General features: G+C 25.0%; 14 protein-coding genes and 1 tRNA gene. 8 read left to right on the top strand and 7 right to left on the bottom strand.

Annotated elements, in window-relative coordinates; translation table 11 throughout:
* The first annotated feature begins 16 nt into the window (after nt 1–16).
* Both lepA and gap read left to right on the top strand, forming a co-directional pair.
* Nucleotides 17–1807, top strand: a complete 1791-nt coding sequence (gene lepA / locus BGIGA_RS02915) for a translation elongation factor 4 (protein ID WP_041178398.1) — start codon at nt 17–19, stop codon at nt 1805–1807.
* Between the two features lie 26 nt (nt 1808–1833).
* Nucleotides 1834–2838 carry a type I glyceraldehyde-3-phosphate dehydrogenase gene (gene gap / locus BGIGA_RS02910; RefSeq protein ID WP_014726877.1) on the top strand — a complete coding sequence of 335 codons (1005 nt, stop codon included), beginning with the start codon at nt 1834–1836 and terminating at the stop codon, nt 2836–2838.
* 16 nt (nt 2839–2854) lie between these two features.
* Here the strand turns inward: gap and BGIGA_RS02905 are convergent, their stop codons facing one another.
* Nucleotides 2855–3289, bottom strand: a complete 435-nt coding sequence (locus tag BGIGA_RS02905) for a type I restriction enzyme HsdR N-terminal domain-containing protein (protein ID WP_014726876.1) — start codon at nt 3287–3289, stop codon at nt 2855–2857.
* 74 nt (nt 3290–3363) lie between these two features.
* Here BGIGA_RS02905 and trxB point away from each other — a divergent pair, with 74 nt between their 5' ends.
* Both trxB and BGIGA_RS02895 read left to right on the top strand, forming a co-directional pair.
* Nucleotides 3364–4314 carry a thioredoxin-disulfide reductase gene (trxB, locus tag BGIGA_RS02900; RefSeq protein ID WP_014726875.1) on the top strand — a complete coding sequence of 317 codons (951 nt, stop codon included), beginning with the start codon at nt 3364–3366 and terminating at the stop codon, nt 4312–4314.
* 5 nt (nt 4315–4319) lie between these two features.
* Nucleotides 4320–5753, top strand: coding sequence for a glycine--tRNA ligase (locus BGIGA_RS02895; RefSeq protein ID WP_014726874.1), 1434 nt, complete (start codon nt 4320–4322; stop codon nt 5751–5753).
* Here the strand turns inward: BGIGA_RS02895 and pheT are convergent.
* The 3 genes from pheT to BGIGA_RS02880 all read right to left on the bottom strand — a co-directional run bounded on the left by pheT (nt 5736) and on the right by BGIGA_RS02880 (nt 9060).
* Nucleotides 5736–7817 (bottom strand): phenylalanine--tRNA ligase subunit beta, encoded by a 2082-nt coding sequence (pheT, locus tag BGIGA_RS02890; protein ID WP_014726873.1) that lies wholly within the window; start codon nt 7815–7817, stop codon nt 5736–5738. The two genes, BGIGA_RS02895 and pheT, sit on opposite strands and share 18 nt — an antisense overlap.
* On the bottom strand, nt 7814–8953 hold the full coding sequence (locus BGIGA_RS02885) for a DNA polymerase III subunit beta (RefSeq protein ID WP_014726872.1): 1140 nt from the start codon (nt 8951–8953) through the stop codon (nt 7814–7816). Before BGIGA_RS02885 ends, pheT begins: the two co-directional genes overlap by 4 nt.
* Before the next feature lie 33 nt (nt 8954–8986).
* A tRNA-Met gene (locus BGIGA_RS02880) sits at nt 8987–9060 on the bottom strand.
* Between the two features lie 98 nt (nt 9061–9158).
* Here BGIGA_RS02880 and pdxH point away from each other — a divergent pair.
* Entirely contained in the window at nt 9159–9806 is a 648-nt protein-coding gene (gene pdxH / locus BGIGA_RS02875) for a pyridoxamine 5'-phosphate oxidase (protein WP_014726871.1), read from the top strand.
* 55 nt (nt 9807–9861) lie between these two features.
* On the opposite strand, the gene BGIGA_RS02870 is transcribed toward pdxH, so the two are convergent.
* Nucleotides 9862–10128, bottom strand: a complete 267-nt coding sequence (locus BGIGA_RS02870) for an HU family DNA-binding protein (RefSeq protein WP_014726870.1) — start codon at nt 10126–10128, stop codon at nt 9862–9864.
* Between the two features lie 101 nt (nt 10129–10229).
* The gene (gene fmt, locus BGIGA_RS02865; protein WP_014726869.1) at nt 10230–11198 is read right to left on the bottom strand and encodes a methionyl-tRNA formyltransferase; all 969 of its coding nucleotides are present in this window, start codon (nt 11196–11198) and stop codon (nt 10230–10232) included.
* A 131-nt stretch (nt 11199–11329) separates the two neighbouring features.
* Here fmt and BGIGA_RS02860 point away from each other — a divergent pair, with 131 nt between their 5' ends.
* The 3 genes from BGIGA_RS02860 (at nt 11330) to BGIGA_RS02850 (ending at nt 15488) form a co-directional block, all read left to right on the top strand.
* Entirely contained in the window at nt 11330–11563 is a 234-nt protein-coding gene (locus BGIGA_RS02860) for a DUF2795 domain-containing protein (RefSeq protein WP_014726868.1), read from the top strand.
* A 35-nt stretch (nt 11564–11598) separates the two neighbouring features.
* Nucleotides 11599–14895, top strand: a complete 3297-nt coding sequence (secA, locus tag BGIGA_RS02855; protein WP_014726867.1) for a preprotein translocase subunit SecA — start codon at nt 11599–11601, stop codon at nt 14893–14895.
* Between the two features lie 71 nt (nt 14896–14966).
* Nucleotides 14967–15488 (top strand): vancomycin high temperature exclusion protein, encoded by a 522-nt coding sequence (locus BGIGA_RS02850; protein ID WP_014726866.1) that lies wholly within the window; start codon nt 14967–14969, stop codon nt 15486–15488.
* On the opposite strand, the gene menD is transcribed toward BGIGA_RS02850, so the two are convergent.
* On the bottom strand, nt 15477–17156 hold the full coding sequence (gene menD / locus BGIGA_RS02845) for a 2-succinyl-5-enolpyruvyl-6-hydroxy-3-cyclohexene-1-carboxylic-acid synthase (RefSeq protein WP_014726865.1): 1680 nt from the start codon (nt 17154–17156) through the stop codon (nt 15477–15479). The two genes, BGIGA_RS02850 and menD, sit on opposite strands and share 12 nt — an antisense overlap.
* Nucleotides 17157–17158 lie beyond the last annotated feature (2 nt).

The raw sequence follows: 17158 nt of genomic DNA, 5'->3' as shown, positions 1-17158 counted from the left end.
AACTCAATCAATTATGATTCATAACATTCGTAATTTTTGTATTATTGCGCACATAGATCACGGTAAAAGTACGTTGGCTGATCGTTTGTTAGAATTCACAAAAACAGTTTCAGAAGGAAACCGAAATCAGCTATTAGATGATATGGATTTAGAAAGAGAACGTGGAATCACTATTAAAAGTCATGCTGTTCAAATGGAATATAAACATAATAATAAAATATACATTCTTAATTTAATAGATACACCCGGACACGTAGATTTTTCATATGAAGTATCGCGTTCTATTGCTGCTTGTGAAGGAGCTTTACTTGTTGTAGATTGTACAAAAAGTGTGCAAGCACAAACAATATCGAATCTTTCTTTAGCATTAAAGAATCATCTAGTTATTATTCCCGTTTTGAACAAAATTGATTTATGGGATTCCATTCACAAAGACGTAATGAAAGAGATTATAGAATTAGTGGGATGTAAAATAGAAGATATTATTTCTGTTAGTGCAAAAATTGGACTAGGAATTAATAATGTTTTAAATCAAATAATAACACGTATTCCTGCACCAAAAGGAGATCCAAAAGGCCCTTTACAAGCTATGATTTTTGATTCTTCGTATAATCCATTTAAAGGAATTGAAGTATTATTTAGAATAAAAAATGGTTGTATACGAAAAGGACAAAAATTACGATTTATGTCTACAGGGAAAGTATATCATGCTTATGATATAGGGACTTTGAAGATAAAACGTATTTCAAAAAATAAAATTAATACAGGAGATGTTGGATATGTTGTTTCTGGGATAAAAAATACAAATGAAGTAAAAGTAGGTGACACAATAACAGATGCTGATAAACCAGCTACAAAAGCAATACAAAAATTTGAAGAATTTAAACCTATGGTTTTCGCTAGTATTTATCCTGTAAACTCCAATAAATATGAAGAATTACGTTCTTCTATAGAGAAATTGCAATTAAATGATTCCGCACTTTCTTTTAGTCCTGAATCTTCTCCAGCATTAGGATTTGGTTTTCGTTGTGGATTTTTAGGATTTCTTCATATGGAAGTTGTGAGAGATCGTTTAGAACGTGAATATGATATTTCTGTAATACTTACTATTCCTAACGTTTCCTATAGAATTTATATGAAAAATGATAAAAAAGTTTTAATTAATAATCCTTCAGATTTTCCGGAAATGGAACACTTAAAAAAAGTGGAAGAACCATATGTTTTAGTATCTATTATAACTAAAAATATTTACATAGGAAACGTAATGTCATTGTGTATAGAAAGACGAGGCGTTATGATTGGAACTCATAATTATCTAACTTCAGAAAGAGTAAAGATTACATTTGAAATACCTTTGTCTGAAATTATATTTGATTTTTATGATAAGTTAAAAACCATTTCTAATGGGTATGCTTCTTTTGATTATAAATTTATTGATTATAAAAGTTCGGATTTAAAAAAAATTACGGTATTGATTAATCGAGAAAAAATAGAATCTTTCTCTATTTTAGTTCATAAAACTAAAGCTATTTTTTTGGCTAGAAAAATATGTAAAGAGTTATCTGTATTAATTCCAAAACATCAATTTAGTATTCCTATTCAAGTTTCTATATCTGGAAGAATTGTAGCAAGAGAAACTATTAAAGCTTTAAGAAAAAATGTTACAGATAAATGTTATGGAGGGGATATTACCAGAAAAAGAAAACTTTTGGAAAAACAAAAGAAAGGAAAGAAAAAAATGCGTAAAATAGGAAAAGTAGAAATCCCATCATCTACTTTTATAACTTTTTTGAAAGTTAAAAATTAATTTTATAACAATCAAAATTATTGAATATGTCTATAAAAATAGGAATTAATGGAATTGGAAGAATAGGAAAATTGGTTTTATTAACGGCTTTAAATAGAAAGGATATTAAAGTAGTATCTATTAACGATTTAGTTTCTATAGAATATTTAGCTTATATGTTAAAATATGATTCCATTCATGGAAATTTTAAAGGAAATGTTCGTATTGAAGATAATAATTATCTAATATTAAATGAAAAACGAATAAAGGTCACTAATGAAAAATATCCTGAAAAACTAAATTGGGGAAATTTGAATATAGAATATGTTGTTGAATCTACTGGCCTTTTTTTAACAAAAGATTTAGCTAATGCGCATTTAAAATCAGGTGCGAAGAAAGTGATTTTATCAGCTCCTCCTAAAGATAATATTCCTATGTTTGTCATGGGAGTCAATCATGAAAATATGAAAAAAGATCAAAATATTGTATCTAATGCTTCTTGCACAACAAATTGTCTCTCTCCAATTGTTAAAGTTTTAAATGATAATTTTGGAATATCTAAAGGATTTATGACAACTATACATGCCTCTACTGCAACTCAAAAAGTTGTTGATTCTATTTCTGATAAAGATTGGAGGGGAGGAAGATCTTCATTGCTTAATATCATTCCAGCATCAACAGGTGCGGCCAATGCCGTAGGAAAAATTATTCCTAGTTTAAATGGTAAATTGACAGGAATGTCTTTTAGAGTTCCTGTTGCTGATGTGTCTGTTTTGGATTTTACAGTTAATCTAAAAACTAGTACAAATTTTGATAAAGTTAAATGTTGTATGAAAGAAGCTTCTAAAACTACATTAAAAGGTATATTAGGATATACGGAAGATGCTGTTGTTTCATCAGATTTTATAGGAGATGAAAGAATTTCTATTTTTGATGCAAATTCTAGTCTTATGTTAAATTCGAATTTTTTAAAAATTGTATCTTGGTACGATAATGAAGTTGGTTATTCTACCAAATTATTAGATCTTATTGATTATATGCATGATTTGTAAGTATAATAATATGTAGTTATGGAATGTATTTTAAAAATGAAAATTTTTTATTGGACTTATCTACTTGAAAAATGAAATTTTTTATTCCATTACTTATCATTAAAAATGGAGCTTTAATCGTTTTATTATATATAGAAATTTGATCAAAAGTTTTTTGCGTAATAGGAATTTTTGGAGTTTTACATTCAATGAGTATATGTGGTTCTTTGTTAAATTGAACCAAAATATCTAATCGTTTGTTTAATTTATTTATTTTCAAAGGATATTCTACCCATATATTGGAATTTTTATAATTTTTTACTTGTTTTAATAAAAAAATTATATATTGACGTATCATTTCTTCTTGAGTAAAGAGATAAAATCTTTTTCTAATTACGCAAAATACATGAATTCTGTTTTTTACTTTTTTTAAAAGTAAATGTTTTTCTATAAAAAAATTTAAACAATACATAATTTAATTTATGAAATTAGAATAATATTAGTATAGTATTATAGAATTCTTTATTAAGATTAATAAATGTTTTTATGTTATTCAACAAAAAAAAAACACAAAATTGTGTAATTATTGGATCTGGTCCTGCTGGTTACTCTGCGGCTATATATACGGCAAGAGCTGATATGAATCCTCTTCTTTTTACAGGATTTCAACCAGGAGGACAATTGACTACTACTACTGATGTGGATAATTATCTTGGATTTCCTGAAGGAATTAATGGAATCGATTTTATGAAGAATTGTAGAATGCAAGCAGAACGTTTTAATACTAAAATAATCAATGAATCTGTGAATCGTGTTATTTTATCTAATAAAAAAGGAGGAATACATCGCATTTTTTTTGATCAAAAAAAATGTATAGAAAGTAGAGGATTAATTATTGCAACAGGTTCTAGGCCTAAATTTTTAGGAATTAATAAAGAAAAAAAATTTCTTGGATTAGGAGTTTCTTTTTGTGCGACTTGTGATGGTTTTTTTCATAAAGAAAAAGATGTTGCAGTAATAGGAGGTGGAGATTCTGCCTTAGAAGAAGCAAGTTATTTAGCAAAAATTTGTAGAAAAGTATATTTAATAGTTAGAAAAGATTATTTTAAAGCATCTAAAATTTTACAATGTCGTATTTTAAAAAAAAAAAATATCAATATTTTATTTTATTCTAATGTAACAGAAATTATTGGAGGTAATTTCTTGGAAGGGATTAAAATTTTTAATAAAAAAAATAAAAAAAATCGAACTATTTTGATTAGTGGTTTATTTATTGCGATTGGTCATACGCCTAATACAGAAATTTTTAAAAATGAATTAGATTTGAATGAAAAAGGATATATTATTGTAGAAAAAGGGAAAACTATAACTAGTAAACCTGGAGTTTTTGCGGCAGGAGATGTGCAAGATCCTGATTATCGTCAAGCTATAACTTCTGCTGGAACTGGATGTATGGCTGCATTAGATTTGGAAAAATATTATTTATTACAAACATAAATAATATGAAACATTTTTTTGATTTTTTAATTTCTCATGCAAAAATTTACGGTTTTATTTTTCCTTCTAGCGAAATTTATGGAGGATTAAGTGCTATTTATGATTATGGCCCATATGGAGTGGAGTTAAAAAATAATATTAAAGAATTTTGGTGGAAGTCAATGACTCAACTTCATGAAAACATAGTTGGAATAGATTCTTCTATTCTTATGCATTCTGATGTTTGGAAAGCATCTGGTCATGTTGATAAATTTAACGAGTTATTAATTGATAACAAAGATTCTAAAAAAAGATATCGTCCTGAAATTTTAATTCAAGAATATATAGAAAAAAAATTTTTAAATGATCCCGAAAAAAAAAAAGAAATATTATCTCGTTTATATAAATCTTTGAAAAAAAAAGATTTAGCAGATATAAAGGTTTTAATTGATGAATTGAACATTTGTGATCCTGTTTATAAAACAAAAAATTGGACAAAAATTCGTTGTTTCAATATGATGTTTAAAATGAAAAATGAAAAAGATTTATATCTTCGTCCTGAAACAGCTCAAGGCATATTTTCTAATTTTCAGAATATTATAAAATCTAATAGAATGAAAATTCCATTTGGAATCGCACAAATAGGAAAATCGTTTAGAAATGAAATTTTTGCAAGAAAATTTATATTTAGGATGCGGGAGTTTGAACAAATGGAAATGCAATTTTTTATTCTTCCTGAAGAAGAAATCAAGTGGTATGAGTATTGGAAGAAAATACGATTAAAATGGCATTTAGAATTAAATTTAGGAGATGAAAAATATTATAAATTATGTGATCACAATCATTTAGCTCATTATGCTAGTGCAGGATCAGATATAGAATTTTATTTTCCTTTTGGATTTCAAGAAATAGAAGGAATTCATTCTCGTAGAGATTTTGATTTAAAAAATCATGAATTTTTATCAAAAAAAAAATTAAGAATTTTTGAATCAGAAAGAAATTATTTTCCTTATGTTATAGAAACATCTTTAGGACTAGATCGTATTTTCTTAGCTATATTTTCTTCTTCTTTAAAAAAGGAAAAATTAAAAAATGGAAAAACTCGTACAGTGTTAAAACTCCCTTATTATTTATCTCCGATTAAAGCTGCTATATTTCCATTAGTTAAAAAAGATGGATTACCAGAAATTGCAAAAAAAATATTTAATGATATAAAAATCCATCATAGATTAGTTTATGATCAAAAAGAATCTATTGGAAAATTATATAGAAGACAAGACGCTATAGGAACTCCATTTTGTTTTACTGTAGATTACGATACTATAAAAACAGATACAGTAACCATGAGGAACAGAGATAGCATGAAACAAAAAAGAATTCACATAAAAGAAATATCAAAAATTATCGAACAAGAAACTGGATTAAAAAAAGTTTTGAAAAACTTATCTCATTTTATATAATTTTTTTCTTATTTCAGCTTTTAATTCTTTCTTCAAAAAAAATTCAATTTCTTTCATTGAATTATTAATAATTTGATCAGTTAATGTTTCTTTTTTGCTTTCAAAAAAGAAACTTATAGTATAAGATTTTTTTGATGTAGGTAAATTTATCCCTTCATATAAATCATATATTTTAATTTTTTTAATTATATGATTTTCTTTTTTTTTGATTAGTTGATTTATTTTTTCGAATGCAATAGTTTTATCTACTAATAAAGATAAATCTCTCCTTGAAGTAGGATATTTTGAAAATGGAACATAAATTATTTTTTTTTCTTGAATAATAGATATTAAATATTCCCAATCAATTTCTGCATAAAATATTTCATTTCTTGTTAAAATTTTTCTTTTTAAAACATTATTTTGAAATTTTCCTATTTCAACTAAATTTTTATGATTGTACAATATAGAAATGACATTTTCCAATAATGGATGTTTGGAAAGCACTTGAGTATAGTTGAATATACCACTTTTTTGAAAAATTTGTTCTATGATTCCTTTTAAATAAAAAAAAGGTTTATATTCAGTTTTTTCTTTTTGCGAAATCACTATTCCAAGATAGGTTTTTTCTAAAAATTTATTATTTATTTCATAATATATTTTTCCTAATTCAAAAAACTTCATATTATTTTCGATTCTATTATTCTTATAATTATATTCTATGCAATCTATCATACTAGATAATAAACTAGAGCGCATAAATTTGTAACTTTTATTTACTGGATTAAGAACTTTAATTTCTTTTCTTTTAAAAAAAGAATTAAGTAAGAAAGAATATTTCTTTTCATTTATCATAGTAGAAGAAATAATTTCTTGAAACCCATAACAAATTAATTGTTCAAAAAGTGTTTGTTGTATTTTATATTCTGTTTTGTAAGAGAATTTAGGAAGTGTATAAATTTTTATGTTATGATATATCGGAATATTACGAATCCCATAAATTCGTAATATTTCTTCAATTACATCTATTTCTCTTTGAACATCTGTTCGATAAGAAGGGACGCTAATAAATAAATGTTTATCATTTTCGGAATCAATTATAATTTCTAATAATGACAAAATTTTTTTAATTTTTTTTATAGATATTTTTTTTCCTATAATATTAACAATTTTATTATAACGAAGTTTTATTTTTGAAAATAATATAGGATGAGGATAAAAATCAACGACATTAGAACATATTATTTTATTTTTTATGATTTTTCTTATCAAAAAAGCTGTTCTTTGTAAAGCATAGACAGTTTGATTGGGATCCATATCTTTATCAAAAAGATGTTGTGTTTCTATTTTTAGAAAATGTTTTTTTCTAATATTCCGTATAATAGTAGGATTAAAACAAGCACTTCCAATAAAAATATTTTTGGTTCCAATATGGATATTGGATTTTACATGATTCATCATTCCAGCTATAGATAATGGTTTTACAGCATCACAAATAACTAAATCTTCTTCATCAAGTTGTCTTATAATATTATCTGAAGATTTAAAATATGTATTTTTTTCCGCATTTTTTATTATAATTTTTCCATTCTTGATTTGATCCATATCGAAAATATGAATAGGTTGTCCCAATTCATGCATAACAAAATGCATTATGTCTATTATATTATTTATAGATTTTATGCCTATAGATTTTAATCTTGAAATTAACCAATATGGAGATGGTTCTATTTTTATTTCATAAATCAATATACCAGAATATCTTATAATACATTTTTCGTGTTGTGTTTTTACAAAAATTTGAATATGGGATTTATTGTTATTTTCTTCATTTATTATTGGTTTGACCAAATGAACTTTATGTCCTTTAAATTTCAAAACTGCGTATAAATCACGAGCTATTCCATAATGACTCATAGCATCTGTACGATTAGGGGTCACTTCCACATCCAAAATAAAATCCTTATTCACGTTATTGATTCCTTTTACAGGCAGTCCAATATCAGCTAATATGTTTGATATTTCGTTTTCATCCATATTAAGAGGAAATACATATTTATTCAGCCAGTTCAATGATATTTTCATATTTTTATTGTAGACATGATCAATGTAAAAATGGACTCTTCTTTTTCCTTATTATATAAGGAGAAGGGTCTTATAACTCCCATTCTATCATAGAGTTCAAAATAAACAAAATCTTCATTTAAATAAGATAAAATTTCAATTAAAAATTTAGAATTAAAACCTATTTTTAAACTTTTCAAATTGTTTTGAACAATTTGACATTTAATTTCTGAAATAGGAGTATTAATCGTTTTTTGATCGAAAATTTTTAATTTATTATGACTAAAATGAAAATCAATAAAATTTATTCTAAAAATAGAAGCTCTTTTAATAGTATTTAAAAATAAAAATTTGTTGATAACGATAGATGTATTACATTTATGATTATGAGGAATGATAGAATGATAATCTGGATATTCTTCATGAATTTGTTGACATGAAAAAATATAATTTTTAAAACGGAAAATGATATTCTTTTTATCACAATATTCAATAATGATATTACTTTTTTTTTCTTTTTTCAAAATTTCCCTGATGATGTAAAGATATTTTCTAGATATAGTGAATTGTACATTTTGATCTGTTTTAAAATTTTTTACAGTATACTTGACGAGTCTATAAGTATCTGTTGCTATAAAATTGGCTTCATTAGGAAAAAATTTAAAAAATACTCCATTTAGTATAGGCTTCAATTCTAATTCTTCTCTTTCAAGAAGAAATAAAGTTTTGTTTAAGACTCTTAAAAGTATATTAGAATAAATTTTTATAAAAGAATAATTTTTACTTCTCCATATCATAAGGATATTCTTATGATTTTTTGAATCAAAATCATGAATAGGAACTTCATAAGTTCCATGTTGAGAATAAATGTTAAGTGTATTTTCTTTCTTTTTTATGAAAAGTTTTTCATTTGAAAACGTACTTAGAACATCTATCATAAATTTGATAGATACAATTATTTTTTCTTTGGTGTATTTTTTAGTACATATCTTAACATTTGTATAAATTATGTTTTTTGAATCTAATCTCCATATAATTTGTAATTGATTTTTTTTTAAAATTTCAAAAATAATTGAATTTGAGATATTTATATTTATACTTTTATATAAAATATATAACTTCTTTAATAAAGAGCAACTATAAACAGAAAAATACATATTCTGTAGTGTTGTTTTATTTTTTTAGATAGATAGCGTGAGGGGGATTTGAACCCCCGGCCTTTGGGTTATGAATCCAATGCTCTAACCAACTGAGCTATCACGCCGATGTATATTTTTATTATCCATACACTACTATAGGTTTTTTTTATACAATCGATAACTAAAGTTAGTATATTTTTGTTTTATATCAATATTATAATATATGGTCGATTTGAATCGTTTTAGAAAGAATTATGAAAAAAATTCCTTATTGGAATCTGAAGTTCCAAAAAAACCTTTTCATTTATTTGATAATTGGTTTCAACAAGAAAAATCTTTTCATAAAAAAAACGAAGAAATTAACGCTATGTCTATTTCTACTATAGGAGAAGATGGAGGTCCAGAAACTAGAATCGTTTTGTTAAAAGAATACTCAGAAGATGGATTCATTTTTTATACAAATTATTATAGTTTGAAAGGGAGAGCAATTCAAAATATACCAAAAGTATGTATTTCTTTTTATTGGAAAAATATGGAAAGACAAATTATTATTAAAGGAATGACATCAAAAATTAAAAGAAAAAAATCAGATGAATATTTTCATAATAGACCTAGAGGAAATCAAATTGGAAGTTGGGTTTCTAGACAAAGTATGATTATTTCATCTAAAGAATATTTGTTGAAACAATATAAAAAATGGAATAATTTTTTCAATAAAAAAACTATAAAACGTCCTTTTTATTGGGGAGGATATATTGTAAAACCATATAAAATGGAATTTTGGCAAGGGCAACCTAATAGACTTCACGATCGGATTATTTATATTTTAGAAAATAAAAAAAAATGGATCTTTCATCGATTATCTCCATAAAAAAATAAAAGATAAAGTTTGAAGAAAACAAACTTTATCTTTTTAAAATTAAAAGTCACAATTTTGTTAATTCTGCTCCTATTTTAAATTTGGCTACTTTTTTACCTGGAATATGTATTTTTTTTCCTGTTCTAGGATTTACTCCATTTCTAGGATGTCTTTCTACTACAGAAAAGGTTCCGAATCCTACCAAAGTGACCTTATCACCTTTTTTTAAAGATTCAACTACAGTTTCAATGAATGCATCTGTAACGTTTTTAGCTTTTATTTTTGTTATTCCAGTTTTTTCAGCTATTGAATTAACTAATTCTGTTTTGTTCATGAATAATGAAATTTAATTTTAATTAACTATAAAATAATATTATAATTAACAATAGCAATAGAATAGCAAATATATATATAAAGGATAAATCAACAATATTTTTATTGAACAAAAAGATTTTCTCTTATTTTCAATCCATTAATTAAATTTTTAATATGCATTCTTTTTTTTCCCTCTATTTGTCCTTCAATAATAGAGATAAAACCTTCTTTAACGGAAATTTGCATTTCATAAGATGAAATGATGAATATAAAACCAATTGGAAAAGTATGTATTTTTCGTATTTTTTCAACAACAAAGATTTTAAATCTAACAAATTTTTTTTCATTAAAAAATAACAATGTCCATGCAGTAGGATGAGGGCTTAATCCTCTTATTTTATTGTAAATAGATTCTATAGAAGGATTTTCCCATTGTATTCTACAATCATTGGTCGATATTTTTGGAGCATATTTTAATAAAGAAGAATCAATATTTTTTTGAGAAACAAGTTTTATTTTATTAAATAAAATATTTTCTAAAGTTTGAATCACCATAGAACCACTTATAATTTTTAATTTATTCTCCAATTCTCCTGCAGTTTCTTCTTTTCTTATTTTAATTTCTTTTTGTAAAATAATTTCTCCAGAGTCTATTTTTTCTTTTATGAAAAAAGTAGTCAATCCCGTTTTATCTTCTCCATTAATAATTACCCAATTAATAGGAGCTGCTCCTCTATATTGTGGGAGAAGAGATGCGTGTAAATTAAAAGATCCCATTCTAGGCAAATTCCATATTTCTTTAGGTAAAATTCTAAAAGATACAACAATTTGTATATCTGCATTCCATTTTTTTAAATTTTCTAAAAAAGAATAATTCAACAGATTTTTAGGTTGTAAGAAGGGAATATTATTTTGTAATGCGTATATTTTTACAGGAGTAAATGCTTTTTCCCCTTGATTCTTAAAAAATTGATTATCAGGGCTTGTTATAATTCCTATAATATTGTATTGTTTTATACATAATTCTTTTAAAGAATAAAGAGAAAAATGATTTGATCCTATGAATACAATTTTTGGAAACTTTTTCATGTAATTTATTTGTAATTTAAATTCACTAATTTTATCTTGTGATTTTTATTATGAAAAAGTTCATTGATTTTTGAAAATCAAATATATAAAAATAAAATATCATTTTTTATTTTTTAATAATTTAAAATAATATGTATTGGACTTTAGAATTAGCTTCTCATTTAGAAGACGCGCCTTGGCCTGCTACAAAAGAAGAATTGATTGATTTTGCTATTCGTACAGGAGCTCCTTTAGAAGTTGTTGAAAATCTTCAACAATTAGAAAATGGGGAAGGAGAAGTTTTTGAATCTATGGAAGACATATGGGCAGATTATCCACGTGATGACGAAGATTTTTATTGGAATAGAGATGAATATGAACTTTAAATTTTTTTGTATGACCGATTATATTTCTTACTTTAATGAGTTTTATAAGAAAAATTTTAAATAAATTATTAGTAAATAAAAATGATAGAGACCTTAAAGAGGTTAATGAATTTTTAATTCAAATCAAAAAAGAAGAGAAAAAAATATTCTTATTATCTGACGACGAATTAAGAAATAAAACTCAAGATTTAAAAAAAATTATACAAGAATCTACAAAAAAATTTCATGAAGAAGAAAAAAAATTATTAAAAAAAATACAAGATAAATTTTGTTCTATTAGCGTTCTAGAAAAAATATACTCAAGTGTAGAAAATATTCAAGAGGAATGTTATAAAATAGAACAAAAAGTATTAATAAACATTTTACCTCAAGCTTTTTCTATAATTAAAGAAACAGCAAAACGTTTGAAAGAAAAGAAACAACTTATCGTAAAATATACTTCTTTTGATGAAGAATTATCCAAAATAAAGTCTTATGTTCATTTGAACGGAAATCAAGCCATTTGGAAGAATGAGTGGGATGCATATGGAAAAAATATAATTTGGGATATGGTTCATTATGATGTTCAGCTTATGGGAGGAGTGGTCTTACATCAAGGAAAAATATCTGAAATGGCTACAGGAGAAGGAAAAACTTTTGTAGCGACTTTGTCGGCTTATTTAAATGCTTTATCTGGAAGAGGAGTGCATATTGTTACAGTAAATAATTATTTATCTAGAAGAGATACAAGTTGGATGGCTCCTTTAATGGAATTTCATGGATTAAAAGTTGATTGTATTGATAATTATTCATCTTCTGATGTATATATGCGTAAAAAAGCTTATCAAGCAGATATTACTTATGGAACAAACAATGAATTTGTTTTTGATTATTTACGTGATAATATGGCTTGTTCTAAAGAAGAATTAGTCCAGAGAGAATTAAATTATGCTATTATAGATGAAATAGATTCTGTGTTGATAGATGAAGCACGAACTCCTTTAATTATATCAGGCCCTGTTGATCCTAAAAAAGATAATAAGGAAGAATTTGAATTATTTAAAGAAAAAGTAAAAACTTTAGTTAACAAACAAAACGTTATCGTTAATAATTTTTTGCAGGAAGCAAAAAATTTAATCAAAAATGGAGAAAAAAAATTAGGTGGATTTAAATTATTTCAAGCACATCGTGGATTACCCAAAAAAAAATCTTTAATAAAATTTTTGAGTGAAGATAATATGCGTTTAATTCTACAAAAAATCGAAAGCCAGTATTTGCAAGATTATGGAAGAGAAATGTATAAAGTAGATAAAGATCTTTATTTTGTTATTGATGAAAAAAATAATACTGTAGAATTAACAGATAAAGGAATTGAATTTTTATCAAAAAATGTGAAAGATATAGGTTTTTTCGTTTTACCAGATGTGAATCTTGAACTAACGGAGTTAGAGAAAAAAAATTTTTCTAAAGAAAAAGAAACAAAAGAGAAGGAAAAACTTTTGAAAAATTTTTCTATAAAATCACAAAGAATTCATACTATAAATCAGTTACTTAAAGCTTTTACTTTATTTGAAATAGATGTAGATTATGTTGTTTTAGGAGGAAAAGTGAAAATAGTAGATGAACAAACGGGTCGGATTATGGAAGGAAGACGTTATTCTGATGGGTTGCATCAAGCTATAGAAGCGAAAGAAAATGTAGAAATTGAATCTTCAAGTCAGACTTTTGCTACAATCACTTTACAAAATTATTTTAGAATGTATAGGAAAATATCTGGAATGACAGGAACAGCAGAAACAGAATCTGGAGAGTTTTGGCATATATACAAATTAGATGTGGTCGTAATTCCTACACATAAAAAAATACAAAGAAAAGATTTGCAAGATCTTGTTTTTAAAACTAAACGAGAAAAATATAATGCTATTATAGAAAAAATTATTTTTTTATCTAAAAATGAAAAACGTCCCGTTCTTGTTGGAACAACTTCTGTTGAAATTTCAGAGTTTCTAAGTAGAGCTTTAAAATTTATGAAAATACCACATAATGTTTTAAATGCTAAATTACATGAAAAAGAAGCGGAAATCATAGCAAAAGCAGGATATCCTGGATCTGTCACCATAGCAACTAATATGGCAGGTCGCGGAACAGATATTAAACTATCAAGAGAAGTCATTAAAAATGGAGGATTGTCCGTTTTAGGAACTGAAAGACATGATTCCAGAAGAGTAGATAATCAATTAAGAGGAAGATCAGGTCGTCAAGGCGATCCAGGAAGTTCTCAATTTTATGTGTCTTTAGAAGATAATTTGATTCGTTTATTTATTGATTCAGAAAGACTTTCTAAGTTAATGGATCGATTTGGACATAAAGAAGGGGACATAATACAACATCCTTTGTTAACCAAATCTATTGAAAAAGCACAAAAAAAAATAGAGGACAATAATTTCAGTATACGAAAACGTTTATTAGACTATGATGATGTTATTAATAAACAAAGAGAATTTATTTACAAAAAACGAAGAAATGCATTGTGTGGAAATGAATTGAGTTTAGACATTTCTAACATGATCTATATTTTGTTAGATGTGATGATAAATGTTAACAAATCTCTAAATGATTTCAAAAATTTGGAATATGAATTTATTCATATTTTTGGTATTAAATTTCCACTACAAGAAAATGATTTTTTTTCTAATAAAGAACGTAATTCTGTCAACAAACTTCATGATTTAATTATGAATTTTTATGAAAAAAAGAAGATCAAAATGATTGATCACGACATAAAATCTATTATATCTCACATTGTCGATGTTGATAAAAAAAATCATGAATTTTATCAAATACGAATTGTTTTAACAGATGGGTCTAAAAATATAGTTATTGGATCAGATTTGATAGATTTCTATAATACAAAAGGTAAATCTTTATTATCTATATTTGAAAGAAAGACCATATTATGTTTCATGGATGAAAAATGGAAAGAACATTTACGTGAAATGGATAGTTTACGATATTCTGTACAAAATGCTGTTTTTGAACAAAAAGATCCTCTTATTGTTTATAAACAAAATGCTTTTAATTTATTTCAAGAAAGAGTTTATGATATAAACAAAAAAATTGTTTCTTTCTTACTTAAATCCGTTATCATAAGAGGAGATATCTTGTGTTTACCAAAAAAAAATAATAATTTGAAAACAAATCTCAGGAAAGGAAAAGATAAAAAAAAATTAGGGAGAAACAATAGAATTAATATTCGTAATTTAATTACGGGAGAAACTAAAAATATTAAATTCAAACAGATAGAATTTTTTTTAGAAAAAGGAGAATGGGTTATAGAAGATGATTCTTTTTAGTTAGTTAGATTGGACAAATAAAACGTACATTTTTTCTTATTATTTTATTTATTACATTTTGTTATATTGTAATGAGCTATTGGTCTCTAAAAAAAAATTACGATTCAATTAATTATATTCCATATAATACGTTTGGTGTAGTTTTAGGGACTTCTAAATATTTACATGGAGGAGGAATTAACGCTTATTTTAAATATAGAATAGATGCAGCTTATTCACTTTTTATTCATAAAAAAATACGTTATGTCATTGTAAGTGGAGATAATAGAGAAAAAAACTATAATGAACCAAAAATGATGAAAAAGGAATTAATTAAAAAAGGGATTCCTTCTCATTTTATATATGAAGATTTTTATGGAATTAATACTTTACATTCTATTGTTAGAGTTTATAAAATTTTTCACAAAAAAAAATTTACGATTATATCTCAAAAGTTTCACAATGAAAGAGCTATTTTTATTGGAAATTGTTTGGGATTAGATGTAATTGGATTTAATGCCAAAAGCTTCACTTTTGACAGTAAAATACAATTTAGAGAAATTTTTGCAAGGATTAAAGCTTTATGGGATATTATTTCATATTCAGGATCGTAAATATTTTTTCAAAATTTTAGCATTATTTGATTTTTTAGTATTGATTTCCAATAAAAAAGGGTGATTTGATTTTTTCCAAAAAAATGATAAACTATTTTTTAAAGCATGTTGATCGGATACTTTTTTGTATTTCCAATTATGCATTTCGCATATCTTTTTTGCAGAAAAGATATGTTTTGTTTCAAAAAAATTAAATATTTTTTCTGGAAGTTTTTTTTCTGAAATAAATCTAAAAATATTTCCTCCTCCATTATTAATAAGTATAATACGAAAGTTTTTTGGAATATAATTATTCCATAAAGCATTACTGTCGTAAAAAAAACTAATATCTCCAACAATCAATGTAACAGTTTTTTTTATTATCATAGCAGAACCTACAGCCGTTGAAACACATCCATCTATTCCTGAAGTACCTCGATTACAATAAGATTTAATAGAATATTTTTTTTCATCAAAAAGTTGATAATATCTTACAATCATGCTATTTCCTAATTGTAAAACTGTATTATTAGGTATAGCTTTAAATACAGAAAATATAACTTTTAAATCTGAAAAACTTTTTTCTTTTTTTAAAAAAAATTTGTGTTTTTTTATTTTTTCTTTTCTCAATTTTTCCCATTTTTTCCTGTAATCTGAAACAGTATTATTATAATTACAAAAAATTTTTAAAAATAATTCTGGATTGATAGGCCAATAAGTAGTTAACCTATAATAGGTATCCGGATAACATTCGTAATGTTCCCCTATATGCCAATGATATATAGGAGGATATTTTCTTAAAAAAAATTTTATTTTTTTTGATATAATATTTATTCCGATGGTTAATAAAATATGAGGCTTTAAACTCATCCATTTTTTAGGATTCATATTAAAAATCAATTTTTCTATACTGGAGAAAAAAAGTTTTCCATATACATGAGATGTAGTTTCTGTAAAAATGACAATAGAAGGATCCAAGCTTAATTTTCTTAAAATATTTTCCATCTTCTTTTTATTTCCTGGGTAATACAATCCTAATAAGATCATTTTTTTTTCATATTTTTTCCATATATACTGTTCTTTTTTATAATTACAAGTTTCGATATAATTTTTAACAGGTATAGTTTTTATGATTTTAGGTTTTACTTGTAAATAATTTGTGGTATTATAAAGTGGTTCCGAAAATGGAATATTAATATGTATAGGTTTATTTTTTAAAATACACTTATTTATTGATTGATTCATCAATCTATCATTGTACCATATTCCTGATTCAGATTCATCTTCTGTTAATTGAATAGAAGTTTCTACATGTTTTTGAAAAATATTTTCCTGATGAATGGATTGGCCTTCAAATACATCTATAATTCTTTTTGGTCTATCTGCAGTGACTAAAATAAGGGGAATACTTTGATAAAAAGCCTCCGTTATTGCAGAATAACAATTTACAACAGCAGATCCAGAAGTACAACTAATAACTACAGGTTTTCTTATTTGTTGAGCAATTCCTAAAGCAAAAAAAGCAGCACATCGTTCGTCTACGACACTATAAGTTTTAAAATTTTTGTGTTGAGTAAAATGTATAATGATTGGAGCATTTCTAGATCCTGGAGATATAATTATATTAAATATAGATTTTGCTTTTAAAATCTCACCTAAACTTTGTACAATTTTTTTATTTGATAACATTT

This window comes from Blattabacterium sp. (Blaberus giganteus) (assembly GCF_000262715.1).
GTDB lineage: Bacteria > Bacteroidota > Bacteroidia > Flavobacteriales > Blattabacteriaceae > Blattabacterium.
Note: the sequence above shows the minus strand (reverse complement) of the source record. Positions and strands in the feature narration are given on the sequence as shown.

What these genes read in the sequence shown, in the direction of transcription:
- gap (WP_014726877.1), top strand. Translation starts at nt 1,834, where the DNA reads ATGTCTATAAAAATAGGAATTAATGGAATTGGAAGAATAGGAAAATTG.
- BGIGA_RS02905 (WP_014726876.1), bottom strand. Translation starts at nt 3,289, where the DNA reads ATGTATTGTTTAAATTTTTTTATAGAAAAACATTTACTTTTAAAAAAA.
- trxB (WP_014726875.1), top strand. Translation starts at nt 3,364, where the DNA reads ATGTTATTCAACAAAAAAAAAACACAAAATTGTGTAATTATTGGATCT.
- BGIGA_RS02895 (WP_014726874.1), top strand. Translation starts at nt 4,320, where the DNA reads ATGAAACATTTTTTTGATTTTTTAATTTCTCATGCAAAAATTTACGGT.
- pheT (WP_014726873.1), bottom strand. Translation starts at nt 7,817, where the DNA reads ATGAAAATATCATTGAACTGGCTGAATAAATATGTATTTCCTCTTAAT.
- BGIGA_RS02885 (WP_014726872.1), bottom strand. Translation starts at nt 8,953, where the DNA reads ATGTATTTTTCTGTTTATAGTTGCTCTTTATTAAAGAAGTTATATATT.
- pdxH (WP_014726871.1), top strand. Translation starts at nt 9,159, where the DNA reads ATGGTCGATTTGAATCGTTTTAGAAAGAATTATGAAAAAAATTCCTTA.
- BGIGA_RS02870 (WP_014726870.1), bottom strand. Translation starts at nt 10,128, where the DNA reads ATGAACAAAACAGAATTAGTTAATTCAATAGCTGAAAAAACTGGAATA.
- fmt (WP_014726869.1), bottom strand. Translation starts at nt 11,198, where the DNA reads ATGAAAAAGTTTCCAAAAATTGTATTCATAGGATCAAATCATTTTTCT.
- BGIGA_RS02860 (WP_014726868.1), top strand. Translation starts at nt 11,330, where the DNA reads ATGTATTGGACTTTAGAATTAGCTTCTCATTTAGAAGACGCGCCTTGG.
- secA (WP_014726867.1), top strand. Translation starts at nt 11,599, where the DNA reads ATGAGTTTTATAAGAAAAATTTTAAATAAATTATTAGTAAATAAAAAT.
- BGIGA_RS02850 (WP_014726866.1), top strand. Translation starts at nt 14,967, where the DNA reads ATGAGCTATTGGTCTCTAAAAAAAAATTACGATTCAATTAATTATATT.
- menD (WP_014726865.1), bottom strand. Translation starts at nt 17,156, where the DNA reads ATGTTATCAAATAAAAAAATTGTACAAAGTTTAGGTGAGATTTTAAAA.